Raw genomic sequence first — 26998 nt, 5'->3', positions numbered from 1 at the left:
CGCTAATTCAGTTGACATTTCAAGAAACCCAAAAATATGCTAATGCATGTTAATTCAGATTTCCGGTCAACGGAAAAGGGGAATTCAAGATGGCAGAACGGTCGTTCGCACGCGAGGTCGAGGACCTGAAACTGGGCGAGGGCGATATCTTCCGGGGCGAGGGTATTCTGGCCATCACCAAGGCGCTGCTGCAGTCCGGCGTCTCCTATGTCGGGGGCTATCAAGGCTCGCCGATTTCGCATCTGATGGATGTGCTGGCCGATGCCAAGGATGTGATGGCCGATCTCGGCGTGCACTTCGAATCCTCGGCCTCCGAGGCTGCCGCCGCCGCCATGCTCTCGGCCTCGGTGATGTATCCGGTGCGCGGCGCGGTGACGTGGAAGTCGACGGCGGGCACGAATGTCGCCTCCGATGCGCTCTCCAATCTCTCCTCCGGCGGCGTCACCGGCGGCGCGCTGGTGATCATCGGCGAGGATTTCGGCGAGGGCTCGTCGATCATGCAGGAACGCAGCCATGCCTTCGCGATGAAATCGCAGATGTGGCTGCTGACGCCGCGCCCCAACCTGCCCTCGATCGTCGATGCGGTCGAAAAGGGTTTCGAACTGTCCGAGGCATCCAACACGCCGGTCATGCTGCAGGTCGGCATTCGCTCCTGCCATGTCCACGGCCAGTTTGCCGCCAAGGACAACAAGCGCCCGGCCTTCACGCTTCGCGAGGCGCTGGAAAACCCGAAGCGTGATGTCAGCCGCATCGTGCTCCCGCCGGCAAGCTTCCAGCATGAGAAGGAAAAGCTGGAGAAGCGCTGGCCGGCCGCGATCGAGTTCGTGAAGCAGAACCGGCTCAACGAATATTTCGGACCGACCGAGGGCGAGGTCGGCATCATCATGCAGGGCGGGCTCTACAACAACGCCATGCGCGCCCTGCAGCAGCTCGGCCTTGCCGATGTCTACGGCAATGCAAGGGTGCCGATCTACTGCATGAATGTCGCCTATCCGATGATCGACGAGGAGGTCATCGACTTCTGCGCCGGCAAGAAGGCGGTGGTCATGCTGGAGGAGGGCGCGCCGGAATATATCGAGCAGGCGCTGCACACGCTGATGCGCCGCCGCGATCTCCAGACGAAGGTTTCGGGCAAGGATATCCTGCCGCTCGGCGGCGAATACACCACGCCCGTGCTGGTCAACGGGCTCTCGGCCTTCTTCGAGGCGTATGCCCCGCAGATCCTCGGCAACCGCCCGCCGGTGCCCGATGCCGGCCCGGTGCTTGCCGATCCCAAGGTCAAGGCGCTGGCCGAGGTCGTGCCGCCGCGCCCGGCCGGTTTCTGCACCGGCTGTCCCGAACGGCCGATCTTCGCGGCGATGAAGCTCGTCGAGAAGGAACTCGGCGAGCATCACGTCTCCGCCGATATCGGCTGTCACCTGTTTTCGATCCTGCCGCCCTTCAATATCGGCGGCACCACCATGGGCTACGGCCTCGGGCCGGCGTCCGCCTCGGCCTTCAACGTCGAATCCGACAAGCGCTCGATCTCGGTGATGGGCGATGGCGGGTTCTGGCACAACGGGCTTGCCACCTCCGTCGGCAATGCCGTGTTCAACAAGCAGGACGGCGTTATCCTGGTGGTCGACAATTATTATTCGGCGGCCACCGGCGGGCAGGACATTCTCTCCTCCCGCGCCAATAATGCGCGCCGCAAGACCAACAATTCGATCGTCGATGCGGTCAAGGGCGTCGGCGCCAAATGGGTGCGCCAGATCGACCGCACCTATGATGTCGCCAAGATGCGCGACACGCTGCGCGAAGCGTTGACGACCAAGGAGGAGGGCCCGAAGATCATCGTCGCCTCGTCCGAATGCATGCTGAACAAGCAGCGCCGCGTGAAGCCGCAATTCGCCAAGGCGGTGAAGGACGGCAAGCGCATGGTCAAGGAACGCTTCGGCGTCGACGAGGATGTGTGCACCGGCGATCACGCCTGTATCCGGCTGTCGGGCTGTCCGTCGCTTTCGGTCAAGCACACCGACGATCCGCTGAAGGACGATCCGGTGGCGGCGATCGACAATTCCTGCGTCGGCTGCGGCAATTGCGGCGAGGTTTCGGAGGCGGCGGTTCTCTGTCCCTCCTTCTACCGCGCCGATGTCATCCATAACCCGACCGGCTGGGACCGCTTCGTCCACCGCGTCCGCGCCGCCGTGATCGGCTGGCTGCAGAACCGCCGCCAGTCCCGCCGCATCGTTTTTGCCGAGTAGACCCATGATGATGACCGATATCGCGGCGCTTTCCGCCGACAAGCCGTTCTCGATCGCGATCCTCGCCATGGGCGGGCAGGGCGGCGGCGTTCTCGCCGACTGGATCGTGCACCTGGCCGAAAGCCAGGGCTGGGTGGCCCAGACCACCTCCGTGCCGGGTGTTGCCCAGCGTACGGGTGCGACGATCTACTATCTCGAGCTGATCAAGCCGCGCGAGGGCGCGATGCCGATCCTGTCGCTGATGCCGACGCCGGGCGATGTCGATGTCGTGATTGCGGCGGAACTGATGGAGGCCGGCCGCTCGGTGATGCGCGGTCTGGTGACGCCGGAAAAGACGCTGCTGATCGCCTCCACCCATCGCTCCTTTGCCGTTGGGGAGAAGGAAAAGCCGGGCGATGGCATCGGCAATCCCGAAACCGTGGTCGATGCCACAGATTTCGCCGCCCGCAAGTCCATCGCCTTCGATATGGATACGCTGGCGGTCAAGAACGGCAGCGTGATCTCCTCATCGATGTTCGGCGCATTCGCCGCCTCCAAGGCGCTGCCGTTTTCCAAGGAAGCCTATGAGGAAACCATCAAGGCCGGCGGACGCGGCGTTGCCGCCAGCCTCAAGGCCTTCGAGGCGGCTTACAATCGCGCCCTTCAGGGCGAAAACGACAAGGTGTCGGCAACGCCGGCAAAGCGGCTCGACGCCCTTCCCGAAACGGCCGGCCATCCCGCGCTCGACAGGCTGGTGAACCGCATCCGCGCCGAGTTCCCGGAGGTCGCCCATGCCATGCTCTTTGCCGGGGTGAAGAAGCTCACAGATTTTCAGGACCCGGCCTATGCCGATGAATATCTGACCCGCATGGCAGCCCTCCTTGCCGCCGACCGCGCTAATGGCGGCGAGGCGAAGGACTTTGCCTTCACGGTGGCCGCGGCCAAATATGTCGCCGTCGCCATGGCCTATGACGATGTCGTGCGGGTCGCCGATCTGAAAGTGCGCGGCACCCGTTTCGAACGCGTCCATAACGAGGTTGGCGTCAAGGACGGCCAGATCCTCTACATGACGGAATATATGCATCCGCGCATGGACGAAGTCTGCGGCACGCTGCCGAAAGGGCTCGGGCTCTGGATCGAGGGGCGGCCGAAGCTGTTCTCATGGCTCGATCGTCGCGTCAACAAGGGCAGGCGGGTGAAGACCGGCACGCTGTTCTGGTTCTCCTCGCTCTATCTTCTCTCCGCCATGCGCCGTATCCGCCGCGGCAGCCTGCGCCATTTCCGCGAGGCGGAGCACCGCGAGGCCTGGCTCGAAACCGCGCTCGCCGTGCTGCCCACCAATTACGACCTCGCCGTGGAAGTGATCGCCACCCGCCGTCTGGTCAAGGGCTACTCGGACACTCATGCCCGCGGCCTGTCGAAATTCGACCGCGTGCTCTCCGCCGTGCCGATGCTGCAACCGCGCGAGGACGGCGCCGACTGGTTGCGCCGCCTGCGCCAGGCCGCCCTGATCGATGAGAGCGGCATTGCCCTCGATGGCGCGCTCAAGACCGTGGCGACACTCTAAGGCGCGATGGGCGCCGCGCCCATCTGCGCTCTGAAGGGTTGCTCTATAGCAAAACCCGCTCGCCGGTCCGGCTGCTTTCGATCACCGCTTCCAGCAGCGCCGCCGTGTCGATCATCTCGGCGGTGGTGATCGGGTAGGGAGCCTCGCCGCGGATCGCGCGGGCGAAGGCGACGATGTTGTCGCGCACCGGTTCGGCGGGGCCGATTTCCTCGACCGCGATCTTGCTGCCGGTCGAGGCGCTGGTGACGATCCAGCCATCGGGAGCTTCGACATGGGCCTTGTCGCGGATATCCACCCAGGCCTTCGAGCCGAACAGAGAGCAGCGCGACACGAACGGCATGGCGAGATTGGCCGAAATCGTGGCCGTGCCGCCGCCCTCAAAGCAGATGAAGGTCGAGATCGTGTCGCCCTGCGGCAGGCTGGACGCGAGCGTCTCGCAGGAAGCGACCACGCTTTTGGCCGGTCCCATCAGCCGGACGGCGAGGTCGAGGAGATGGATGCCGGTCGCGGTCATGCCGGCCGCCGGCGCGTCCTCTGCTCCGAGCCGCCAGTTGGTCGGATCGAGCGCCAGGAATTTGTCGTGGCTGAAGGTCGCGTCGAACTGCATCAGTCGGCCAAAATCTCCGGCATCGGCGGCCCTGATCATGGCGGCGATCGGCGGCTCGTAGCGCCGCTCGTGGCCGGTCGCAAGGATGAGGCCGGCGGCATCCACGGCTTTGACGGCGCGCTCCGCGCCCGCCCGCGTCATCGCCACCGGCTTTTCACAGAACACGTGTTTGCCGGCGGCAGCCGATGCTGCGATCTGTGCGGCATGAAGCTTGTGGGGGGTGACCAGCAGCACGGCCTCCACCGCCGGATCGGCCAGCGCCGTCTCGAGATCGGCGCTCACCGGCACGTCGTGGGCGGCGGAAAAGGCGCTGGCGATCTCGCTATTCGGCTCCACGGCGCGAACGATGGTGACGTCGTCGGGCGCGGCCTTCAGCACGGCGGTAATTTTCTGGCCCCACCAGCCGAGGCCGACGAGCGCAATACGGACCGGGGCGCTCATGAGCGGTTGTCCACGCGCTTGTTGAACGGGCGGATCGAGACCTTTTCCCAGAGGCCGGCGGCGTGGAAGGGATCGTTTTCATGGAATTTCATCACCGCGTCCATGCTGTCGGCCTCCACCAGGAAACAGGAGCCGATCATGGTTTCCTCGTCATCGGCCAGCAGCGGGCCGGAGATCAGCGTCTTGATCGGGTTGCTGGCGAGGTAGGCCTTGTGCGCCTCGTAGTGATCCAGCCGTTTCTGGACGTTGCCCTCGTAATCGAGGCAATGGACGATGTAATGCATGAAGATCACTCCTTGTGATGGACAGGCGCCGCGCCGAGACGGGCGGCGAAGGCTTCGATCGCAGGCGCCGCGGGCGCGCGGGCAATGACCACGATCCGGCTGACGCCGCCGCCGGTCTCCGGCGTGAGCCGCACCGGACGGTAGATCTGGTCGCGCACCATCTGGATGGCGAGCGGACGCGGATCGTCGCGATCGACAACGATCCCCTTCAGGCGGAGAAGCGCCGATCCGGCCGCCCGGCTCATGCGCGCGATCTGTTCGGTCAGCACGGTCCAGCGCTGCGGGGCGAACTCGATCACCCAGGACCGGATGGCGTCCTTGTCATGGACATGCACGGTTCCGGTGGCCCGCAGCCAACGGTTCGGCTGCACCGCGCCGGTTGCGCTGTCGATCAGCCCGGCATTGAACAACTCCTCCGGGCCGGGCAGGGCGGCCGCATCGAAAAGCGGCGCGGTCGGGTTCATGCCGGCAAGATTTCGGCGGATTTCCTCGGCGCGCGATGCCGGGACGAGGTCGGTCTTGGAGAGAACGATCCGGTCGGCGGCGGCGAGATGTTCCGGTCGGGCGTCGTCCGGCGCGGTCGCGTCGACGACGGCGACCGCCGCGTCGAGGCGCACCAGCGCGCGCAGCGCATGATCGGCGCCGATGCGGGCTATGACGGCGGAAAGATCGGCAACGCCGGAGGTTTCCACCAGGATGCGCCGGAGCGGCGTCTCGGCCGCCGTTATCATGTTGCGGACGACCTCCGACAGGTCGTTTCCGGGCCGGCAGCAGATACAGCCGTTCTGCAGCAGCGCCAGGCTGGTCCTCGGCGCGGCGGCGGAAAGCAGCAGGTCGTCGACGCCGAATGCGCCGAACTCGTTCACCACCACGCCGGTTTTCGCCATGTCGGGCCGCGCCAGGAGGCCGGCGATCAGCGTCGACTTGCCGGCGCCAAGCCCGCCGCCGATCACGGAAAGCGTGGGTCGGTCACGCGTCATGGCCTAAAACTCGCTGTCGTCGGCGGCCTCGAACGGGCGCGGCAGCCAGGAGCCGTCCGCGGGAACGCCGGCGCGTTCGAACAGCCGGTCGCGGGCCGTCTCCACCTTGGTCTTGAAGCCGGCATGGTCGAAATCGACCAGTTTGAAGTTGCGCTTGCGCACCGTGCCGCCGACGATCACCGTTTCGACATTGCCGGTATGGGCGGCCTCGACCACGATGCCATAGGCGTTGTTCATCGGCATGGTGTTGAGGGCGTTGCAGTTGATGAGCACGATATCGGCCTCCTTGCCGACGGTCAGCGAGCCGGTCCGGTGGCCAAGCCCGCAGGCGAGCGCGCCCTGAAGCGTTGCGAATTCGAGCACGTCGGTCGCCATCAGCGGCAGTGGATCGACGATCACCTTGTCGATCAGCGCCTGGTTGTTGACCACCGCTCGCGTGCTGGAAAGCAGCGCCCGCATGGCGGAGAACATGTCGTCCGGCACGGTGGTGACCACGTCGATCGAGATCGACGGGCGCACGCCGACGGCCAGAAGTGCAAGCGTCGCCGGGAAGCCATGGCCCATGTGGAGCTCGAGTTCGGGCGAGATCGAGGCCGTGCCGCCGGTATCTCCGATCACCCGGAAATCCTCGTCATGCAGCGAGTTGCAGTGGACATAGGTGACATCCGGCCCGGCAAGGCCTTCACCATGGAGCTCGACCACCGGCTTGTTCATGCCCCAGAGCCCGTCGCCCACATGAACGCTGATCCTGAGGCCCAGATCGCGCGCCTTGATGAAATCCTCGCGGGTCACGCGCATTGTGGCGAACTGGTTGCCGCGGGCGGCAAAGCCCATGGTCACGAGTTGATCGTCGGAGGAGAAATATTCGCGCCGGACGCGGGCGACGTCCTCGAAATCGGTCGGCTTGTCGCTGACCGGCACCCATTCGGCATTGGAGTTGCCATAGCCGAACACGGCGCGCATGCCGGCCGCCTTCAGGCCTTCCACCGCGGCGGAGGCGTGGTCCGGCGTGTTGTTGTTATGCGACCAGTCGTAAAGCGTGGTGATGCCGGCATCGAGCGCGGCGATCGCGCCCAGATGGTTGCCGATCTTCATGTCGTCGGGGGTGTAGAGGTCGCCCATCACGCCGCGCACGCCGGCAAAATACTGCGCCAGCGTCCAGTCCGCGCCGGTGGCGCGCAGCAGCGCCTGCCAGGTGTGGCGGTGGGTATCGACGAAACCGGGAATCGCGATCCGGCCTTCGCCGTCGATCACCTCGGCGTCGCCGGCGTCGAGATCGGGGCCGATCGCCGCGATCTTCGAACCCTCGATCAGAATATCGCCGCGCGGCATGACGCCGATTTCGGGGTCGATCGAGATGATGTACGCGTTTCTGATGACCTTGCGTGACATGCGGGCCTCCTCCATAGCCGAATTGTTCTTGCGGCCGGCGACGTGACGCTCCTCTGCGTCAACGCCGGCCTTGCTCTCCCCATCAATGGCCGTTCGGGACACGATACTGCCCGAAAAAATTACCGAAATGAAAAAATGGGTGCGCGAAACGCTCTGGTCGCACAAAAAGAAAGAGCCGCCGGAATGGCGGCTCGGGCTGGGGAGGCGGGTGGGAGCCTTACTCGGCTTCGCGCGCGCGGATGGCGAAGATGTCGAGCGGCGCGCCGGCGCCGTTGAGGTCGCTTAAAATCATCAGCCGGCTCGGCAGTACGCCCTGGCTCGGATCGAGCCGGATGACCATGCTGTCGCGATGGGCGGTGGCGGTGAAGCGGTGGCGCTGGCAACCCTCGATCGTGCCGTCGGCGCAATAGATGCCGACCGGCTGGCCGCCGCCATCGGGCGCGACCGAGCTGATCTCGATCAGCACGGGTCCGCTTTCCAGCATGTTTCGCACGGCGACCGGCAGCGCGATTGCCACCGCGCCGGCATCGCCGGTCGCATTGGAGGCAATCTCGACGGCGGGGGCATCATCGAATGTAACGGTCTCAAGACTTGCCTGCGAACCGGGCGTCAGCACATTCGCCGTGCCCGGCTGGAAGATCGTGGTCCAACCCGAAGCGCCTTCGAAATCCTCGGCCTCGATGCGCGGGGCGGGATTGGGAACGGCGGTATCGAGGCGTTCGGGGTTGAGCGCGAAATTGGAATCGACCACCCACCATCCGCCGAGCAGAAGGAAGGCGATCAGGATCACGCCGATCATCACAGCGGTCAGCGTCCGCCGCCGCCGCACCGGCTTCTGGTGCCTCTCGGCCTTCGCTGCCGCCTTGCGCTGTTTGCGCGTCATGCGGCGCGGGCGCGGGTCGGCCTTCACGCTGCCGGCAAGCGGCGCACGATCCTCGTCCGTCACCGCGATATCGCCCATCGGCGACAGCGCCTCGCGGTCCAGATGACCGCTTTCCACCTGCGGCGCCATGGTGAAGCCGGCCTCGGTGAAATCGACATTGTCGGCCTCCTCCGAGGCGATCACCGGGCTTTCGGGGTAGGCGAAATGGGCGTCCGGTTCCGCCTCGAAAGCCGGTTCGGCGGTAAAGCTGTCACCGGGCGTGATCGCGCCGATCTCGTCTTCGAGCGAGGGGGCCGGTTTTTCCGGCGCGCGGCCAACGGCGAAGGGATCGTCAAACACAGGCCGGGCAGGGGCCTTCTGGGCCTCGCGCGCCTTGCGGGCGGCGGCGGCCTCTTCCTGTTCGATCGCGGTGATGATGTCATCGAGCCTCCGGCGCTGGCGGGCAACCGCGCCGGGCTCGGTTATGTTCTGGTTGGCAAGGCCCTTTTCAAGCGCCTGCCGTGCGGATTGATAGACCCGGGCGCGCTGGTTGGCGTCCCGCCGGTCCGTGTTTTCCAGCGCTGTCCTGATGGCTGTTTCAAGTCCGCTCACTTTATCTTCCCGTCCGTTGAAGCTGGCTTATCGCTTTTGACAGTGTTTCAGCCGCGCGATCAAGGCAAAATACCGTCAGCGCCACCGTTCAACGCATAACCGGTTCAAACCGTTGCAAAACGCGGCGAAAAATGCCTCTTTTGCGAAAGAGAGTGAACGCGCCGTGAAAGCCACGGCCAAACCGGGGAAGGCCGTGTCGCAAACGTTCCGCCTTGACGATCTGATGCAGATGGCCCGCGAAGAGGGCCGGATTGTGGCCGAGGATGCCGCAAGACGCCTCGGCGTCACCGTGCAGACCATCCGCCGCGATCTGCTGACGCTTTCCGAAAGGGGCAAGCTCACCCGCGTTCACGGCGGCGCGGTGCTGCCGTCGGGGACCGCCAATATCGGCTATGACGACCGCCGGGCGCTCTATGCCGCCGAAAAGGCGGCGATTGCCGAGGCCTGCGCCGCGGCGATCCCGGAAAACGCCGCGATCTTCATGAATATCGGCACGACGATGGAGGCGGTGGCGGCGAGGCTGCTCGGCCACAAGAACCTTGTCGTCGTCACCAACAACATCAATGTCGCCAATATCCTGGTCGCCAATCCCGGCTGCGAGATCGTGGTGGCCGGGGGGCAGTTGCGCCGCGCCGATGGCGGGCTGGTGGGGCCGCTTGCCAACCGCATCGTCGAGCAGTTCAAGTTCGATCTCGCCGTGATCGGCTGTTCGGCGATCGATGGCGATGGCGACCTTCTGGATTTCGACATGATGGAGGTCGGCGTCAGCCAGACAGCGATCCGCCGGGCCAGAAAAACCGTGCTGGTCGCCGACCATTCCAAATTCGCCCGCACCGCGCCGGCGCGCATTGCAAGCCTTGCCGATATCGCCACCTTCTTCACCGACCAGCCGCTTGCCGCGCCGCTTGCCGAACGCTGCCGGGAATGGGGGACGGACGTGGTGGTGTCGGGCGGGCGGCAGGTTGCCGCTTCAGGCTAGTCCCCGGGCGACCAGCGAGCGGCCCATGTCGCCGATCATGGTGTCGGCGGAACGGGGCGGGCGGCCGAGAAGCGCAGCGCCGCGGCTTGAATCCAGCGCGGGCGCGTAGCCGAGCTCGTTGATATTGGCTCTGATATCGCCATCGAACAGCGCCAGAAAGCGCACGAGAAAGTCGGGCGCCTTGCGTTTCGGAATCCTGTCGGCGCGTTCTGGCACTTCGCGGGCGAGCGTCGCGGCGAGCCCGGCGATATCCATCTCGAAAAAGGCGGCGGGATTGCGTTTGCCGAGCGCATCCGGCGCCGTCAGCGCCGCGACATGAATGCGGGCGAGGTCGCGGACGTCGACCATATGCAGGTGAAGGCGCGGGAGCATCGGCACATCGCCCTTCATCAGCCGGACGAACAGCGCGCCCGATGTGCCCGGGTCGTCGTCCAGCAGCGGTCCCAGGATAAAGCCGGGATTGATGACGGCAAGGGCAAGGCCATCATGTTCGGCAATCTCCCATGCCTTGCGCTCGGCCAGCACCTTGGAAAGCTGATAGGCGTTGAGCCGGCCCTCATCCGGGTTCGGCCAGTCGTCGGGGCCGAGCGCATTTTTCCTGCTCGTCGGACCCCGGCCGTTGACAATCGCGACGGAGGAACTCGTCAGCACCACCCGCTCGACGCCCGCCCGTCTGGCAGCGCCCAGGGCCCGTTCGGTTCCGCTCACGGCGGGGTAGACCAGTTCGTCGGGGTCTTTCGGCATCGTGGTCACGAAGGGCGAGGCGCTGTGGATCACGAAACGGGCGCCGTGCGCGGCGTCAAACCAGCCCTCGTCCTCGGTCAGGTCGAGCGTCACGAATTCAAGTCGCGCTGTGTCGGCGCCGGCCTCTTCCAGCGCCTTGCGGGTCGCTTCCGCCCGCTCCCCGTTTGCGCCCGGATTGCGCAGGCTTCCGCGCACGCTATAACCGGCATTGAGAAGTTCGACGGCGATATGGCCGCCCAGAAAGCCGGTAATGCCGGTCAGAAGGACAATATCGTTCATTTCGGACTCCGTAATTGAACGTTTTGAACTATATATGTTCATATCGTTCAATTTAGGCGATATGCAAGAGGAAAAACAGTGCCGGCTCCAAAATCAGAAGCGCGAACGAAAAAAATACTGGCGGCGGCCCAGGCCGAGTTTCTGGCAAACGGCCTGCGCGCCACCACCATGCAGGGCATCGCCAAGCGCGCGGGCGTCGCCAAACCCACGCTCTATGCCTATTTCCCGGACAAGGAGGCGGTGTTTCAGGCGACGCTTGCCGCGGTGCTGGGTGATATGAAAGCGGAAGCCGAAAGAACGCTGGACGGTCCCGGCAGCGCTGTGGAGCGCGCGGCCGCGGCGCTGGAGAACAAATATTCCCGCATGGCGGCGCTGCTGAGCAACTCTCCGCATGCCGGCGAGCTTCTCGACAATACCGAGGCCTTCGCCGAACAGGCGCTGGCGGAAATCAATGCCTGGCTTTCCGCAAGGCTCGCCGAATTGCTCGCCGGCGAAGGGTGGCCGCGCGATCAGGCCAGCCGCCGCGCGGACCTGGTGCTTGCCTGCGTCGACGGTCTGTTCGGGGCCTATGCCGGCAGCCGCATCGAGCCCGCCGATGTCGGCTTCGTCGTGCGGCGGCTGCTTGCCGCTCCATGACGCGCCCCATCGGTAGGGCCTATAATACCGGCGCTTTGGAACATTCCGCCCGCGAGCGGCTTTCTTCTGCTGTTAACGAAATTTCTGAAACCGTTATTTTTAGCAGGATCGCGCCCGCCGGTGCGGCGCTGGAGTGGAGCTTGACCGTATGACGACCTTGAAGGGCATGACCTGGACTCATCCGCGCGGCTTCGAGCCGCTGGCGGCGAGCGCGGATGAATGGCGCGAGAAGACCGGCGTCGAGGTCAAGTGGGAAAAGCCCGGTCTTGAGGAACTGGAGGATCTGACGCCGGTCGATATCGCCCGCGACTATGACCTGATCGTCATCGATCATCCTCATCTCGGGCAGATCACCACCGACAATTGCCTCGCGCCTCTCGATGTCGAGGGCCGGGAGGATGAGCGCGAGGCGATGAAAAAGGGGTCGGTAGGCGGCGCCTTCGAGGCCTTTCACTACAAGGCGCATCAATGGGCGTTTCCGATCGATGTCGACGCGCAGGTCATGGCCTACCGCCCCGACCGCGCGCCGAGCTTGCCGGACAACTGGGACGACCTCATCAAGCTTGCCGAAGACGGCCACGTGATGGTGCCGCTGCGGCCGCCGCACAACCTGCTGACATTTTTCACCCTTGCCGCCAATGCCGGCACGCCCTGCCGCAATGACGGCGCGGGAAATCTGATCGACGAAGATGACGGCATTGCCGCCTATGAACGTCTGGTCGAGCTTGCGCAGCTCGTACCCGAGGACAATCAGGCGATGGACCCGGTCGGGGTTCTGGAGGCGCTTTCGGCGCCCGATACCCAGGCCAGCATCTCGCCCTATGTCGCCGGCTACGCGCTCTATGCGCGCGACGGGTTTCGTCACCACCGGCTCGGCTTCGCCAATATGCCGGGCCTTGGCGAGCGCGGCCCGGCGGGATCGGTGCTCGGCGGAACGGGTATCGCCGTCTCCGCCTTCAGCGAAAACCGCGACGCGGCGATCGACTATGCCTACTGGATCGCCAGCGGGCCGGTGCAGGCATCGCTCTATGCAGAAGCCGGCGGTCAGCCGGGCCATGCCGATGGCTGGAAAAGCCTTGACGTCAACGGTGCCGTCAACGGCTTCTATCGCAATATCGCCGATACAGCCGCCCACGCCTATATGCGGCCGCGCCACAATGGCTATATCTGGTTCCAGCGCGAGGCCTCCGATGTGCTCAACGAGGCGTTGCGCACCGATGCGCCCGCCATCGCCGTCATCGGCCGGCTCAACAAGCTGTTCGAGGACAGTTTCTGATGTGAATTTCTACGCCTAGAGTTAGTCGCGGGAATTTTTGATTTACGTACATCAAACGGCGCGCTATAAGGGAGGCATAACAAGGTCCGGACCGCGGACCGCGGAGGAAATCGTCAGGCGGGGGGAGACATGCGCCCGACAGTGCATGACATAGCCATCAAGGCAGGCGTCAGTCTGGCGACCGTGGACCGCGTCATGAACGGCCGGCCCGGCGTGCGCGAAAAGACCAAGGCAAAGGTCGAGGAGGCGATCCGCTCGCTCGGCTATGTTCGCGATGTCGCCGCCGCCAATCTCGCCAAGGGCCGGGTCTATCCCTTTACCTTCATCCTGCCGCTCAACGACAACGCCTTCATGGCGGCGCTCCGCGCGTCCGTCGAACAGGCCGGCGAACGCGGGCGGATCGAACGGACCGAGATCAGCATTATCGACGTGCCGGCCTTTGACGGCGATGCGCTGGCGAAAGCGCTGATCGCGGCGGGCGAGGAAGAGCCCGCCGGCATCGCGCTGGTCGCGGTCGATGCCGATCCCGTGCGCGCGGCCGTCGGCGCTCTGAAGAAAAAGGGCATTCCGGTCGTCACCCTGGTCTCCGATCTGGAGGATAGCGGCCGCGATCACTATGCCGGCGTCGACAACCAGGCGGCGGGTCGCACCGCCGCGACCCTGCTTGGCCGGTTCATCGGTCCGCGCGCCGGGAGCATCGCCATTCTCGTTGGCTCGCTTTCGGTGCGCGACCACCAGAACCGGCTTTCCGGTTTTTCCGAAGGCATGGCGCTCGACTTTCCGAACCTCCAGCTCACCGCACCTATGGAGGGCCGGGACGATGCGGCGGTTGCCGAACGGCTGGTGGAAGAGGCGCTGGCCCGCGACCCGGATATCATCGGCATTTACAGCCTGGGCGCGGGCAATCGCGGCCTGATCGCCGCACTTGAAAAGGCGCGCGGGAATGGCCGCGAAATCGTCACGATCGCGCACGAGCTTTCCGAACATTCGCGCGCCGCGCTCGAAAACGGCCTGTTCGACGCGGTGCTGAACCAGGATGCCGGCCATGAGGTCAGAAGCGCGATCCGGGTGCTGAAGGCCGAGGCCGACGGCGTGCCGGTAATCGCCGCGCAGGAGCGCATCCGCATCGACATTTTCATCAAGGACAATCTGCCCTGAGGGGCGGGAAAGGGAAGAACGCCATGTATCTCGGGCTCGATCTCGGAACCTCCAGCCTGAAGGCCATGCTGATCGATGACGGCCAGACCGTGATCGCCAGCGCCGATGCGGCCTTGTCGGTCGCGCGGCCGCATCACGGCTGGTCGGAGCAGAACCCGGCGGACTGGATCGATGCCTGCCGGATCGCCGTCGGCCGTCTTGCCGAACGCCATCCCGGCGAGCTTGCGGCGGTCAGGGGCATCGGCCTCTCCGGCCACATGCACGGCGCGACGATCCTCGATAAGGAGGGTGCGGTGCTCCGGCCCTGCATTTTGTGGAACGACACCCGTTCCCATGTCGAGGCAGCCCAGCTTGATGACGATCCGCGCTTCCGCGCGATCACCGGCAATATCGTGTTCCCGGGCTTCACAGCGCCGAAACTGGTCTGGGTGAAGAAGAACGAACCCGAGATTTTTGGCAAGGTCGGCAAGGTGCTGCTGCCGAAGGACTATCTGCGCTACTGGCTGACCGGCGAATACATTTCCGAAATGTCGGATTCGGCCGGCACCTCCTGGCTCGATACCGCAAAGCGCGACTGGTCGGACGAGCTTCTTGCCGCCACCGATCTGTCTCGGTCGCAGATGCCGGCGCTGGTCGAAGGCTCGGAGGTCGGCGGCACGCTGAAATCCGCGCTTGCCGCAGAATGGGGCATGACCGGGCCAGTGGTGGTGGCCGGCGGGGCCGGCGACAATGCGGCGTCCGCCTGCGGCATGGGCACGGTTGCCGATGGCGCGGCTTTCGTCTCGCTCGGCACGTCCGGCGTGCTGTTCGCGGCGAACGACCGCTACCGCCCGAAGCCCGAAAGCGCGGTCCACGCCTTCTGCCACGCGCTGCCCGGCACATGGCACCAGATGGGCGTGATCCTGTCGGCGACCGATACGCTGAACTGGTACGCGAAGATCACCGACAAGAGCCCGGCGGAGCTTTCGACCGAGGTCGGCGACACGCTACAGGCACCTGGCGATGTCACCTTCCTGCCCTATCTTTCCGGCGAACGCACGCCGCACAATGACGCGGCGATCCGCGGCGCCTTCATCGGTCTCGCCCATGAAAGCGACCGCCCGGCCATGACCCGCGCGGTGATGGAAGGCGTCGCCTTTGCGCTGCGTGACAATCTCGAGGCGCTGCGCTCCGCCGGCACGGAGCTTTCAAGGATCACCGCGATCGGCGGCGGCTCGCGTTCGCGCTACTGGCTGAAGGCGGTGGCCACCGCGCTCGACCTGCCGATCGACATTCCCGCCGACGGCGATTTCGGCGCGGCCTTTGGCGCCGCCCGGCTCGGCATGCTGGCGGCAACCGGTGGCGATCCGCTCGCCGTCTGCACCCCGCCCAAGACGGCCGAAACGGTGGAGCCGGAAACCGCGCACAAGGCCGCCTTCGAGGAGGCCTATCAGCGCTACCGCGCGCTTTATCCGGCGATCCGCGCCGTTACGAAAGCCTGACGCAACACACTGAAATGGACCCGGCATGCCCATGCGGCAATCGGCCGGATTTGAGAATAACCGAATGGGAGAATTGATATGAGCACCGGTTTTTTCGGCGATATCGCCAAAATCAAATATGAAGGCCCGGACAGCGATAATCCGCTGGCCTTCCGGCATTACAACCCCGACGAGGTCGTCCTCGGCAAGCCGCTGAAGGAGCATCTGCGCTTCGCGGTCGCCTATTGGCACTCGCTGGCCTGGGAGGGCGGCGATCCCTTTGGTGGACGCACTTTCGACCGGCCGTGGTATGATGGCGGCATGGACAAGGCGAAGCTGAAGGCCGATGTCGCCTTTGAGCTATTCTCGCTGCTCGGTGCGCCCTATTACTGCTTCCACGATGCCGATGTGCGCCCAGAAGGCGGCAACTTCGCCGAGAGCACGAAGAACCTCAACGAGATCGTCGATTATTTCGCCAAGAAGCAGGAAGAGACCGGCGTCAAGCTTCTGTGGGGCACGGCCAACCTGTTCTCCCACCGCCGCTTCATGTCGGGCGCTTCGACCAATCCCGATCCGGAGGTGTTCGCCTACTCCGCCGCCACCATCAAGACCTGCATGGACGCGACGATGAAGCTCGGCGGCGAGAATTATGTGCTGTGGGGCGGCCGCGAGGGTTACGAGACCCTGCTCAACACCGATATGAGCCGCGAGTTCGACCAGATGGCGCGCATGCTGTCGATGGTGATCGAGTACAAGCACAAGATCGGCTTCAAGGGCCAGATCCTGGTCGAGCCCAAGCCGCAGGAGCCGACCAAGCACCAGTATGATTACGACGTCGCCACGGTGTACGGTTTCCTGCAGAAATACGGGCTTGAGAAGGAAGTGAAGCTCAATATCGAGCAGGGCCACGCCATTCTCGCCGGCCACACCTTCGAGCATGAACTGGCGCTTGCGCGCACGCTCGGCGTGCTCGGTTCGATCGACATGAACCGCAATGACTATCAGTCCGGTTGGGATACCGACCAGTTCCCCAACAATGTGCCGGAAATGGCGCTGGCCTATTATCAGGTTCTGCTGGCCGGCGGCTTCACCTCCGGCGGCACCAATTTCGACGCCAAGCTGCGCCGCCAGTCGATCGACCCGGCGGACCTGCTTTACGGCCATATCGGTGGCATGGATTGCTGCGCGCGCGGGCTGAAGGCCGCCGCCCGGATGATCGAGGACGGCGCGCTGTCCAAGCCGCTCGACGAGCGCTATGCGGGCTGGAATGGCGATAGCGCCAAGAAGATGCTCTCCGGCGAAATGACGCTGGAAGACATCGCCGCCATGGTGGAGAAGGACGACATCAACCCCGAACCGAAATCGGGCCGCCAGGAATATCTGGAAAATATCATCAACAAATATGTGTGAGGTTTGATCCGGCGAAAGCCGGATGAGATGACCTTATGTCAAGATCGCCCGGGTCAAGTTGCCCGGGCGGTGCCGGGCCCGAACCGAAATAGGCTACATCAAGCCGGCGGGGGCGCTGTCCCTCAGATCTCGTTCACCCGCACATTGCGCAGCATCTTCTGCAGCGTGGTCACGAAGGCGCGCTGTTCGTCCTCGTCGATGCCGTCGAACATCTGTTGCACGAAGCTGTGCATGGTCGGCCAGGCGGCGTCGAAGGCGAGGCGGCCTTCCTCGGTGATCGAGACGTCGCGCACCCGCATGTCCTCGTTGCGCGACTGGCGGCGGATATAGCCCTGTTCCTCCAGCGAATCGAGCGTGCGGCTCATCGTCGATTGCTCGATGACGGCGAGAACCGACAGCTCGTTGATCGTGGCCGAGGGAATGACCGAGAGCACGGCGAGGGTGCGCACCTTGGCGGTGGACATGCCAAGATGCTTCAACTCCTCGGCGAGATTGGCATTGTAGCGCGCCATCACCCGGTTCATCAGATAGGGCGAAAATGCGTTGAGCCCGATTTCGCCGAGGCTGCGGACGGCCTCGCCCGTCTCTCCGTCACCGTTCGGACCCGAAAAACGCTCACCCATAAACCCACTCCGTTATTTCAGCGATGATGCCAACAGAAAGCCCGAGCCGCCGCCGAGGCCCGGACCCGGATGGGTCGAGGCGCCGATATGATAGAGGCCGGGCACGTGGGTCCTGTGGTTAACGGCGGTTTTGAACGGACGCCAGATGAAAAACTGGTCGAGACCGCAAAAGCCGCCATAGGGATCGCCGCCGACGAGGTTCATGTTCATCGCCTCGAGATCGGCCGGCGATGAGACGCTGCGGGCAATCACATTGTCCGCAAAACCCTCGATATGGGCGGCAAGCATGGCCTCGATGCGGTCGGCGAAGGCCTCGCGCAGCGCCTCCGTCCAGCGCTCGTCTTGCGGGCAATCGAGAAGGCCCGCCGCATCGCCCTTGATCTGGCGCGGCGTATCGGGAAGCTGGAGCCAGAGGATCGCGCCGCCGTCGGGCGCGCGGCTCGGGTCCAGCGCGGTCGGCTGGCCGACGCAGACGGTGGGTTCGGCCGGCAGCAGCCCGCGCTCGGCCTCGTTTGATGAACGCGACACCGCGTCGAGACCGTCGGTCAAGTGCAACAGGGCGACCTTGCCGAGTTCGTCGCCCGCTTTCCATTTCGGCGGCGTTCTCAGCGCGTAGTGGATCTGCATGTCGCCCTTGCCGTAGCGATAGGATTTTAATCCTTTTTCGACATCGGTTGGCAGTGGCTTGCCGGTCTCGCCAAGCAGGCGGCGGTAAAGCTGGTCGGGCGTGACGGAGGCGATGACACCGCGCTTGGCCCCGATTTCCGTGCCGTCGGAAAGCCGTACGCCCTTCGCCTTGCCGTCCGTGCCAAGCGTAATGCCGGCGACATCGCATCCGGTGCGGATATCGCCGCCATGGTCGCGGATCAGGCGCTCGAAGGCGCGCGTCAGGTTGACAGCGCCGCCCTTGACGATCGGGCAGCCGGCAAGTTCGATCGCGAAGCCGATCACCTTCAGCATCTCGGCCGAATAGCTCGCTTCCGGGGAGAGGCCGCAATGCAGCACCCAGGGGGCCCAGAGCGCCTTGGCCTCGTCCGAAACATAGGTGGTTTCCAGATAGCCGCGCGCTGGCGTCAGCGCCTCGCCGAACCATGCGGCAAGGCCGCGCGGGCCGCGCTTCCAGGCTTCCTTCAACATCTTCTTGGCCGTCGCGCCCGACCAGAGATTGCCGCCGAGCAGCGAGAACACGAAATCGGCATCGCCCGCCATCGCCGCCATTTCGGCGTCGAAGGTCTGGCCGTCGCCTTCGGCCCTGGCGTTGAACGCGTCGATATTGCGTTTGCGGTCCATCGCATAGATCAGGTGGCTGCCATCCTTGCGCAACACGCCGGTCGGCGTGTCGGTGTGGCAGAACTCCGCGCCGCGGGCGGCAAGATCATCGCCGAGTGCTGCAAAGGCCGGCGAGGTGAGGAACAGCACCATGGTGGTCGCCATCACATCGTGCAGGTAGCCGGGCGCGGTCACCTCCGCGGTCAACAGGCAGCCGCCGATGGTGTCGTTGCGCTCCAGCACCAGCACGCGCTTGCCGGCCTTGCCGAGGAGCGAGGCGGCGACCAGTGCGTTGATGCCGCTGCCGATGATGATGTGATCGAAATCCGCCAATGTGATCTCCTCTTCAAAGCCGGTCAGTGCTTCGGCGCGGCAGCGTTTTCGCCGCGCCGGAGCCTCGTTTCAGGCCGTCGTCAGGCGATCAACGCCAGCGCGCGCACCGGCGAGCCGGTGCCCTTGACGAACTTCAGCGGTGCCGCGATCAGGATCGCGCCCTTGGGCGGAAGCTGGTCGAGGTTGGAGAGGCTGGCAAGGCCGTATTTGTTGTGCTTGTGCATCAGGTTGTGGGCCGGGAAGGGCGGTTCCATGCCGCCGGCGGAACCGGCATCGGTGCCGACCGTTTCCTGGCCCCAGCCGATAATGCCCTTGGAAAGCAGATATTCGATCGCCTCGGCCGTCGGGCCGGGGGAGTGCGGGCCGTTCTCATCGGCATTGAGGAAGGTTTCGGTGGAGCCGTTGCGCTTGTACCAGTCGGTGCGCATCACCACCCAGCTTCCGGCCTCGATCTCGCCGTGCTCGGCTTCCCATTCCTTGATGCTGTCGACGGTCAGCAGATAGTCGTGATCGGCCTCGGCTTCCTTCGAGCGATCGATGACGTTGACGGGGGCCACGAAGTTCTGCGGCTTGATCGTGTCGGTGGTGTTGTCGGGATTGTCCTTGCCGGTGATCCAGTGACACGGCGCGTCGAAATGGGTGCCGGTGTGCTCGCCAAGCTCGATCCAGTTCCATGCCCAGAACGGCCCGTTCTCGTCATACTCGGAAATCTTGTGCACCTTCACATTCGGCGTGTTCTGGCCGAATTGCGGCGGCAGGTAGAGCACTGGCGTTTCCGGTCCGAGCGGCGCGGTGATGTCAACCACCTTGACCGATCCCGACAACAGGGCGGAGGCGAGGCTTCCAAGCACGGATGTGTCATTCATGATAATCTTCCCCTTTGTCGTCCGGAACCGGTGCCGGCGCTGCGCGCGGTCTTGATCGACCGGTCTTGTTGCGGACGTTGCCGGAGAGCCTATGAAAGAAAATATGATAATGCAAGGATCATGGTGACGCGGATGCATTTCTTCCGGCCATGCTTCCATGCCTGTCGCAAACGGAGGCAATTGCCGAAATCATTGGCAAAAGGGCAATTCTGTCGCCGACTATTGCGCTCGGGTTCAAAAAAATGCTCTTCTGATCCGCGTGAATTATGTATGCATATAGGTATATTGGTTCGAGGGGACGCGGATGGCGACGACGACGGATTATGATGCGGTGATCATTGGGGCGGGCCACAACGGGCTTGCGGCGGCCGTCCATCTGACATCCAAGGGATGGAAGGTCTGCGTCGTCGAAGCGGCCGGGGAGGCCGGCGGCGCGGTCAAGACCCAGGAACTGACCGAGCCCGGCTTCCGGCATGATTTCGGCGCGATGAATCTCTCGATGTTCGCCGGCTCCGCCTTCTTCGCCGCCCATCGTGATGCTCTGACGGCGGCGGGGCTGGAACTGGTGCCGGCCCCCCATTGCTTCGCCAGCGTGTTCCGTGACGCGACGGCGCTCGGCGTTGGCACGGATGTGGCTGAGACCAAAGCCGGCATTGCGGCGCTATCAGAAAAGGACGCCGAAGCCTGGGAGCGGATGCTTGCCGATTTCTCCCGCGACGCGCCCCATATCTTCGCGCTGATGGGCGCGCCGATCCCCTCCTTCCAGACGGCAAAGGCGGTGTGGAAGGCCTGGCGGGCGCTCGGTACTTCGGGGCTTTACCGGCTGGCGCGGCTGCTGGTCGCAACCCCGCGCGATTTTCTCGACCGGCATTTCGAAAACGAAAAGCTGAAGGTGATGATGGCGACCTGGGGTCTGCATCTCGATTTCGCTCCGGATGTCGCCGGCGGCGCGCTGTTTCCCTATCTGGAATCGATGGCCAACCAGGCCTTCGGCATGGTCATCGGCAAGGGCGGCGCCGACACCATCATCCGCGCGATGACCAAGGTGGTGGAGGAGCGCGGCAGCGAAATCCTGCTCGGCGAGCGGGTCGTGGGCGTGGAACTCGATGAGGCCGGCAAGGCGACGGGCGTGTCTCTCGCCAACGGCCGGACGATTTCCGCCCGCAAGGCCGTGATTGCCAATGTGCACCCGAAGCTGCTGTTCGACGATCTCGTGCCGAAAAACAGCCGGCTTGGAGACCTTGGCGACACGTTTGACGATTTCCGCGCCGGCCCCGGCACGATGATGATCCATCTGGCGATGGACGAGCTGCCGGCTTGGTCGGCGGGGGCCGAACTTCGCGACTATGCCTATATCCACATCGCGCCCGACATGCGGATGATGTCGCGGCTTTATGCCGAGGCGATGGACGGGCTGTTGCCCGCTGAACCGGCGCTTGTGGTCGGCCAGCCCTCGGCGGTCGACCCTTCCCGTGCGCCCAAGGGCAAGCATGTGCTGTGGGTGCAGGTGCGGGTGCTGCCGGCCGAGATTAAGGGCGATGCGTCCGGTGAAATCAGCGAGACCGACTGGGATCAGGCCAAACATGCCTATGCCGAGCGCGTGCTCGACATCATCGAGACCCATGCGCCGGGGACACGGGCGAAGATCCGCGCAAGCGCCGTGTTCTCGCCGCGCGATCTGGAGCGGGAAAACCCGAACCTGATCGGCGGCGACAGCCTGTCCGGCTCGCACCATCTCGACCAGAATTTCCTGTTCCGCCCCGCCGCCGGCTATTCCCGCTACAAGACGCCGGTGCCCTCGCTCTACATGTGCGGCGCGGCGACATGGCCGGGTGCCGGAACCGGCGCCGGCTCCGGCTTCATGCTGGCAAAGATGCTGGCCAGTTAGGCGCGGCTATTTCTTCAGGCGCGGTGAAGCTCAGGCGTAGCTCTCGGCGGCCGCCGGGCGGGTCGAGAGCAGGCCGTCGATGGCGCGCTGGGCGCGCTCCAGCGCCTCGCGGTCGGTGATGTCGCCGCGCAGCGCGGCGTGGATTTCGCGGCCGAGAACGGCCTCGATCCCATGATATTCCGGCACGGCCGGGCGCGACCAGGTGCACACCGAATTGGATTTCAGCAGCCGCGCGACCACGCCCATGACCGGCGAACTCGCGGCGGCCTCGGGATCGGCGGCGACCGAGAAGCGGGGCGCGACCGGAAAGCCTTCCGACACATGCTCCTTCATCACCTCCGGCGAGCACATCCAGCTGATCGCGTCGAAGGCGAGGGCCACACGGTCCTCGTCGAGATTGGTCGGGATCATCAGGTGGAAACCGCCGACCGGATTGGCATGCATGCCGGCCTTGCCCTTGGGCTGTTCCAGGTAGCGCATGCGGCGCGAGACCACGGATTTGACGTGATATTCCATCAGCGCCGCATGCATCGACCAGCAATAGCCCATCACCGCCTTGCCGGTCAGCAGCGCCTCCACCCTGCGGTCCCAGTCCATCTCCAGAATGTTGGGTTCCGACACGTCGACGAGGCGGTGCATGTAGTCCAGCACCTCGAAAGCCTGGTCGGTCAGCACCTGGCCGCGCAGCTTGTCTGAGACCAGATCATGCATGGGCATATGGATGCGCCGGCGCGGCAGGTTGAGGCAGGCGGCGTTGCAGGAGCCGAGCAGTACCATGAAGGTGCTGGCGATCGGCATGCCCTCCGCCGCGTTCCACGCCACGCCGTATAGCCCCTCGGAGGGGCGCTGCAGGGCGCGGGCGGCGTCGATCACCTGATCGAAGGTGCGGGGATAGGGGTGGCCGGCGCGCTCGAAAATGTCCTGCCGGGCAAGAAACAGCTCCACCGTTGTGTAGATCGGCACGCCGTATTGCGTGCCCTGCCAGCCCCCGGAATCCCAGACCATCGGCGAGAAGTCGAGCGGCTGGATCCGGCTGCCTGCAATCAACTCGTCAAGCGGGCGCACCAGTCCGCGATCGACGAGGTCGCCGACCCAGGGCTTGTTGACGCAGATGACGTCGAATTCGGAGCTCTTGCGCTGGCCGTTCTCGATGATCCGGTCGTAGAGCTGCGGTAGCGGCAGCAGATCGACATTCTGGATCGAGCCGATATTGGCCCGGAGATCGGCCCAGGTGTTGCGCAGCGCCTCGAAATAATTGTCCTTGCGGAACAGGAAGCGCAGTTCCTTGCCGCCGGAAACATGGTGGCTCTGCAGCCGCGGCGGCGGGATGACGACGCGTGAGAAATTGGAGCCGCCGAAATAGAAGCCGTCGACATCCTCGTCGGAATTGATGGTGCCGAAGGTGCGGCCGATCACGGCCTTGACGCTGCGGCAATAGGCCATGAACCGTTCCTGCAGCTTCTCGCTCGGGCGGACGTAGAAGCTGCGGCCGGTGGCGGTGCGCGGATCGAGCACGATATTGCCGTCCTCGATCATCTGGCTGACATGGCGCATGGCGGTGACAAAGGGTACGCCGCCGCTTTCGGCGAGCGCGCTCTTGGTGATGTCACGGCCGGTCAGGTGGGCCTGCATCAGCGACAGGGTCAGCGCGAAAACCGGGTCGCCCCGGCTTTCGGCCACGACCGCGCTGAACGGCCCGTTGAGGTCGTTCAGGAAATCGATGATGCGCAGCATCTCATATTCGGTCATCCGGCGGCCCCCTCCCAAGGGCCCGTCCATGCGCTTCAGCCGGTGCGCGGCGCGTGGTCCCTGATCCAGTCCACCAGCGCGAAGAAATCGCGCCCCTCCATGCCGTCTTGCGCCGCCGCTTCGTACTGCTTCAGGACCAGGGCGCTCACATCCATATCTATATGCTCGCTCTTGGCCGCAGCAAGGATCAGCGAAAAATCCTTCACCATCTGGTCGAGCCGGAAGGCGGGCTCCGACGCATCGACCACCACGGTCTCGCGCTTGTAGCCGAGCAGGGGCGAGCTTACCGCGCTTTTGAGGATGACGTCCATCATCTGGGCGCGGTCGAGCCCGCCATGCTCTCCAAGCAGGATCGCCTCGCCCAGAACCGAGGCGGAGGCGCCGACCAGCGTGTTCAGCACCAGCTTCATGAACCGCGCCTCGTCGGCGGGGCCGAGATAGAGGCGCTCGCTTGAGAACAGCGTCACGAGCGGCTCGACTTCCTTCCAGGCGCTCTCGTCGCCGGAGGCGAGTATGGTGAGGTTTGCGGCGGCCGCGATCGTGGTGCTGCCGGAAACCGGCGCGCGCAGATAGCGGATGCCGTGGTCGGCAAGCACTCCCGCGGCTTCTGACGAAGCCTTCGGGCTGACCGTGCTGGTGTCGATCAGGATCGCGTTTTCCCGCATGGCCGGCGCAAGTGTCGTGACCACGCTTGCAAGCGCCGGGTCATCGGGGATCGAGGTGAAAATCACATTGCAGGCGCAGCCGACGGCCTCGATGCTCTCCGCCGTCCGCGCGCCCCGCTCTTCCATGGCCGCGCTGTTTTCCGGCCGGGCATCGAAAACGGTCACGTCGATGCCGCCCTTCAGAAGATGGCCCGCCATTGGCGCGCCCATTTTTCCGACGCCGATCCATCCGACAACGTTTGTGGCAGACATGCCCGTCCTCCCTGAAATGCGTTTTCTCGGAAACTACGGCCACGGCTTTGGTCTTGGGCGAGCAGTTTCGACCAATCTGGAAAAATTTCATCGCGGGCGCGGCAAAACTTGCGCTGAACTCTTCCGGATCGGGACTATCGCATCGTATCATAATACGGTATTACACGAATATGGCGCGGAGGCGCTTTTAAAATTATCGGGAGGAGAAAATATGCGGCTTGAAGGAAAAGTGGCACTGGTGACGGGCGCCTCGCGTGGGATCGGTCTCGGCGTGGTCGAGCGTTTCAGCGAGGAGGGGGCGATCGTCTATGCCGGCAGCACCAGCAATCCCTCCGGAGTTTATCCGGAGGGCGTCACCGGGCTGAAGCTCGATGTGGCAAACGAGGATGACTGGGCCAATGCGATCGAGCGGATCATCGCCGAGCAGGGCCGGATCGACTGCCTCGTCAACAATGCCGGCATTGCCGTCTATGACGGCGTCGCCGACGGCTCCACGGAGAACTGGCGCAAGGTTCTGGGCGTCAACCAGGACGGCGTGTTCTTCGGCATGCGCGCGGTGATCCCGCATATGCAGTCGAAGAAATCCGGATCGATCATCAATATTTCCTCGATCTGGGGCAAGGGCGCTGTGCCCGGCGCTCATGCCTATCACGCCTCCAAGGGTGCGGTTGTCATGATGACCAAGAATGCGGCGATTACCCATGTCGGCGACGGCATCCGCGTTAACTCGGTGCATCCGGGCTTCATCGATACGCCGCTGACCCAGGCGCAGGATCCGGAAATCAACAAGTTCGTCATCGGGATGACGCCGATGGGTCGCGCCGGCACGCCCCGCGAGATCGCCAATGGCTGCCTGTACCTCGCCTCCGACGAGGCGAGTTTCGTCACCGGCGCGGAACTCGTCATCGATGGCGGCTATCTGGCGCAGTAGCCGGACGCGGCAAAAATTTCCGGAATGGGAATCTTGCGCCGCCGCAATGCCGGCGGCGTTGGCACATTCAGGGGGGGCGCGATCGGCGGGAGGGGTTTAATTCATATTGACGTATGACCGTAATACCGTAATATAGTATGCGTAATCGACGGCGGCCATCCGAGGGGTATGGCCGCCCGGTCGCCGATCCGCCGAGGCCAAGGAGGCAAAGCGGGCGGCGATCCGGCCGGCCAGAATGGACCGGCCTCAAAACCAGGGAGAGGAATTGCCATGACCTATCTTAACGGCCTGAAGAGGCCTGTCCGCGCGACAGCGCTCGCATTGCTCGCTATCGGCCTGCCGGCGGCGGCGCACGCCCAGTCGGCCGAAGAGCTTCTGCAATCGCGGCTCGGCACCACCGATGTCGGCCCGGTTTTCATCGAGACCTTCGACAGGGCCGCGCTTCCGGTGAGCGACGAGATGCGCGCCAAGGCCATCGAATGCTGGAAGAACAACCAGTGCGACACCGGAACCGGCGGCGAGCTGACGGTCGCCTATGCCGATGGCTTCGGCGAGAACGTCTGGCGCGAAGTCACCAAGATGGAATTCATCATGCAGGCGCTTACCTATCCGGAGATCGGCCACATCTCCTACACATCGGCCCGTGGCGACGCCGCCAAGGCGCTGTCCGACTTCCGCGCCTATATCGCGCAGGGCGTCGATGTGATCGTCACCTTCGCCGACCATGGCGAGGCGCTTGCCCCGTCGATCCGGGAAGCGACCGAATCCGGCATCACCGTCGTGCTGCATAACGGCACGGTGGCCGGCACGCCGGGCGAGGACTACGTCACCAATATCTCCGAAAACATCTGCGATCTCGGCAAGGAATTCGTCAAGGCGATCCGCACCGGCAACCCGGATGCCGCCAGTATCGCGGCGCTCGGCGGCACGCCCGGCAACCCGCTGTCCTCCACCTGGCAGGGCTGCGCCAAGGAAGAAGCGGCCGCAATCGGCGGTCTGGATATCGTCGCCACCGAGGATACCAACTGGACCCAGGAGGGCACGTTCTCGGCCGTTTCCGCCATCCTGTCGCGCTTCGATGACATCGACGGCTATATCTACGACTATGCCGACGGTTTCCGCGGCGGCGTGCGCGCCTACCAGTCGGCCGGCAAGCCGCTCGATATCGTGGTGGCGCTGCGTACCGACGAACAGGGCCTGTTCTGCGACATGAAGGCGGCCGAAAACCCGAACTTCAAGATCTTCTATTCCTCCGGCCAGAACTACCAGGCGCGCCTGGCGCTGACGGCAGCGATGATGTCGCTTGCCGGCGAGGAAATCCCGGCCAATCTCGATGTGCCGTTCTCGATGAAGCAGGCCTCCGTCGACCAGTGCGATCCGAGCCTGCCGGACGAGGTTTCGGTTTCGACCATGGTCGATCCCGACACGCTCCGGGCCATGTTCAACTGATTGTCGCATCCGGCATGGCGGGCGCTCGCTGCCCGCCATGCGCTCTGTTCATGAGGGGAGGGTA

22 protein-coding genes are annotated in these 26998 nt (G+C 64.5%); 11 read left to right on the top strand and 11 right to left on the bottom strand.

What is annotated here, in order from left to right:
* Nucleotides 1-89: 89 nt before the first annotated feature.
* Entirely contained in the window at nucleotides 90-2243 is a 2154-nt protein-coding gene (locus tag Mame_RS01400; RefSeq protein ID WP_018064725.1) for an indolepyruvate ferredoxin oxidoreductase subunit alpha, read from the top strand.
* Between the two features lie 4 nt (nucleotides 2244-2247).
* Complete coding sequence (locus Mame_RS01395) at nucleotides 2248-3789, top strand: indolepyruvate oxidoreductase subunit beta family protein (protein ID WP_018064726.1); 1542 nt, start codon at nucleotides 2248-2250, stop codon at nucleotides 3787-3789.
* Between the two features lie 43 nt (nucleotides 3790-3832).
* On the opposite strand, the gene Mame_RS01390 is transcribed toward Mame_RS01395, so the two are convergent.
* The 5 genes from Mame_RS01390 to Mame_RS01370 all read right to left on the bottom strand — a co-directional run bounded on the left by Mame_RS01390 (nucleotide 3833) and on the right by Mame_RS01370 (nucleotide 8967).
* The gene (locus Mame_RS01390; RefSeq protein ID WP_018064727.1) at nucleotides 3833-4837 is read right to left on the bottom strand and encodes a Gfo/Idh/MocA family protein; all 1005 of its coding nucleotides are present in this window, start codon (nucleotides 4835-4837) and stop codon (nucleotides 3833-3835) included.
* The gene (locus Mame_RS01385; protein WP_026173460.1) at nucleotides 4834-5121 is read right to left on the bottom strand and encodes a YciI family protein; all 288 of its coding nucleotides are present in this window, start codon (nucleotides 5119-5121) and stop codon (nucleotides 4834-4836) included. Before Mame_RS01385 ends, Mame_RS01390 begins: the two co-directional genes overlap by 4 nt.
* 5 nt (nucleotides 5122-5126) lie before the next feature.
* Entirely contained in the window at nucleotides 5127-6101 is a 975-nt protein-coding gene (locus Mame_RS01380) for a CobW family GTP-binding protein (RefSeq protein ID WP_018064729.1), read from the bottom strand.
* Nucleotides 6102-6104: 3 nt separating this feature from the next.
* Nucleotides 6105-7493, bottom strand: a complete 1389-nt coding sequence (locus tag Mame_RS01375) for an amidohydrolase family protein (protein ID WP_079920979.1) — start codon at nucleotides 7491-7493, stop codon at nucleotides 6105-6107.
* Between the two features lie 217 nt (nucleotides 7494-7710).
* Nucleotides 7711-8967, bottom strand: coding sequence for a hypothetical protein (locus tag Mame_RS01370; RefSeq protein ID WP_018064731.1), 1257 nt, complete (start codon nucleotides 8965-8967; stop codon nucleotides 7711-7713).
* A gap of 193 nt (nucleotides 8968-9160) precedes the next feature.
* On the opposite strand from Mame_RS01370, the gene Mame_RS01365 reads away from it, so the two are divergent.
* Nucleotides 9161-9946 carry a DeoR/GlpR family DNA-binding transcription regulator gene (locus tag Mame_RS01365; RefSeq protein ID WP_026173461.1) on the top strand — a complete coding sequence of 262 codons (786 nt, stop codon included), beginning with the start codon at nucleotides 9161-9163 and terminating at the stop codon, nucleotides 9944-9946.
* Here the strand turns inward: Mame_RS01365 and Mame_RS01360 are convergent.
* Nucleotides 9938-10969, bottom strand: a complete 1032-nt coding sequence (locus Mame_RS01360; RefSeq protein WP_018064733.1) for an NAD-dependent epimerase/dehydratase family protein — start codon at nucleotides 10967-10969, stop codon at nucleotides 9938-9940. The genes Mame_RS01365 and Mame_RS01360 overlap by 9 nt on opposite strands.
* Before the next feature lie 78 nt (nucleotides 10970-11047).
* Here Mame_RS01360 and Mame_RS01355 point away from each other — a divergent pair, with 78 nt between their 5' ends.
* From Mame_RS01355 to xylA, 5 genes are all read left to right on the top strand, one after another.
* A complete protein-coding gene (locus Mame_RS01355) occupies nucleotides 11048-11605 on the top strand; it encodes a TetR/AcrR family transcriptional regulator (RefSeq protein WP_018064734.1) in 558 nt (185 codons plus the stop codon).
* Between the two features lie 148 nt (nucleotides 11606-11753).
* Nucleotides 11754-12881, top strand: a complete 1128-nt coding sequence (locus Mame_RS01350; RefSeq protein WP_018064735.1) for an extracellular solute-binding protein — start codon at nucleotides 11754-11756, stop codon at nucleotides 12879-12881.
* Nucleotides 12882-13010: 129 nt separating this feature from the next.
* Nucleotides 13011-14039 carry a LacI family DNA-binding transcriptional regulator gene (locus Mame_RS01345; protein ID WP_018064736.1) on the top strand — a complete coding sequence of 343 codons (1029 nt, stop codon included), beginning with the start codon at nucleotides 13011-13013 and terminating at the stop codon, nucleotides 14037-14039.
* Nucleotides 14040-14062: 23 nt separating this feature from the next.
* Nucleotides 14063-15520, top strand: a complete 1458-nt coding sequence (gene xylB, locus Mame_RS01340) for a xylulokinase (RefSeq protein WP_018064737.1) — start codon at nucleotides 14063-14065, stop codon at nucleotides 15518-15520.
* A gap of 78 nt (nucleotides 15521-15598) precedes the next feature.
* Nucleotides 15599-16909 carry a xylose isomerase gene (xylA, locus tag Mame_RS01335; protein ID WP_018064738.1) on the top strand — a complete coding sequence of 437 codons (1311 nt, stop codon included), beginning with the start codon at nucleotides 15599-15601 and terminating at the stop codon, nucleotides 16907-16909.
* A gap of 122 nt (nucleotides 16910-17031) precedes the next feature.
* Here xylA and Mame_RS01330 read toward each other — a convergent pair whose 3' ends face one another.
* The 3 genes from Mame_RS01330 to Mame_RS01320 form a co-directional block, all read right to left on the bottom strand.
* Nucleotides 17032-17532, bottom strand: a complete 501-nt coding sequence (locus tag Mame_RS01330; RefSeq protein WP_018064739.1) for a MarR family winged helix-turn-helix transcriptional regulator — start codon at nucleotides 17530-17532, stop codon at nucleotides 17032-17034.
* A gap of 12 nt (nucleotides 17533-17544) precedes the next feature.
* Nucleotides 17545-19134, bottom strand: coding sequence for a phytoene desaturase family protein (locus tag Mame_RS01325; RefSeq protein WP_018064740.1), 1590 nt, complete (start codon nucleotides 19132-19134; stop codon nucleotides 17545-17547).
* Nucleotides 19135-19214: 80 nt separating this feature from the next.
* Entirely contained in the window at nucleotides 19215-20000 is a 786-nt protein-coding gene (locus Mame_RS01320; RefSeq protein WP_018064741.1) for a cyclase family protein, read from the bottom strand.
* Nucleotides 20001-20304: 304 nt separating this feature from the next.
* Here Mame_RS01320 and Mame_RS01315 point away from each other — a divergent pair, with 304 nt between their 5' ends.
* Nucleotides 20305-21888, top strand: a complete 1584-nt coding sequence (locus Mame_RS01315; protein WP_018064742.1) for a phytoene desaturase family protein — start codon at nucleotides 20305-20307, stop codon at nucleotides 21886-21888.
* Between the two features lie 30 nt (nucleotides 21889-21918).
* Here Mame_RS01315 and Mame_RS01310 read toward each other — a convergent pair whose 3' ends face one another.
* Nucleotides 21919-23637, bottom strand: coding sequence for an extracellular solute-binding protein (locus Mame_RS01310; RefSeq protein ID WP_018064743.1), 1719 nt, complete (start codon nucleotides 23635-23637; stop codon nucleotides 21919-21921).
* 35 nt (nucleotides 23638-23672) lie between these two features.
* Complete coding sequence (locus Mame_RS01305; protein ID WP_018064744.1) at nucleotides 23673-24554, bottom strand: NAD(P)-dependent oxidoreductase; 882 nt, start codon at nucleotides 24552-24554, stop codon at nucleotides 23673-23675.
* 211 nt (nucleotides 24555-24765) lie between these two features.
* Here Mame_RS01305 and Mame_RS01300 point away from each other — a divergent pair, with 211 nt between their 5' ends.
* Nucleotides 24766-25485 carry an SDR family NAD(P)-dependent oxidoreductase gene (locus Mame_RS01300; protein ID WP_018064745.1) on the top strand — a complete coding sequence of 240 codons (720 nt, stop codon included), beginning with the start codon at nucleotides 24766-24768 and terminating at the stop codon, nucleotides 25483-25485.
* Between the two features lie 270 nt (nucleotides 25486-25755).
* Complete coding sequence (locus Mame_RS01295) at nucleotides 25756-26934, top strand: substrate-binding domain-containing protein (RefSeq protein WP_018064746.1); 1179 nt, start codon at nucleotides 25756-25758, stop codon at nucleotides 26932-26934.
* Nucleotides 26935-26998: the final 64 nt, after the last annotated feature.

Origin of the sequence: Martelella mediterranea DSM 17316 (assembly GCF_002043005.1) — a bacterium.
Lineage (GTDB): Bacteria > Pseudomonadota > Alphaproteobacteria > Rhizobiales > Rhizobiaceae > Martelella > Martelella mediterranea.
This window is presented reverse-complemented; position numbering and strand designations above follow the sequence as displayed.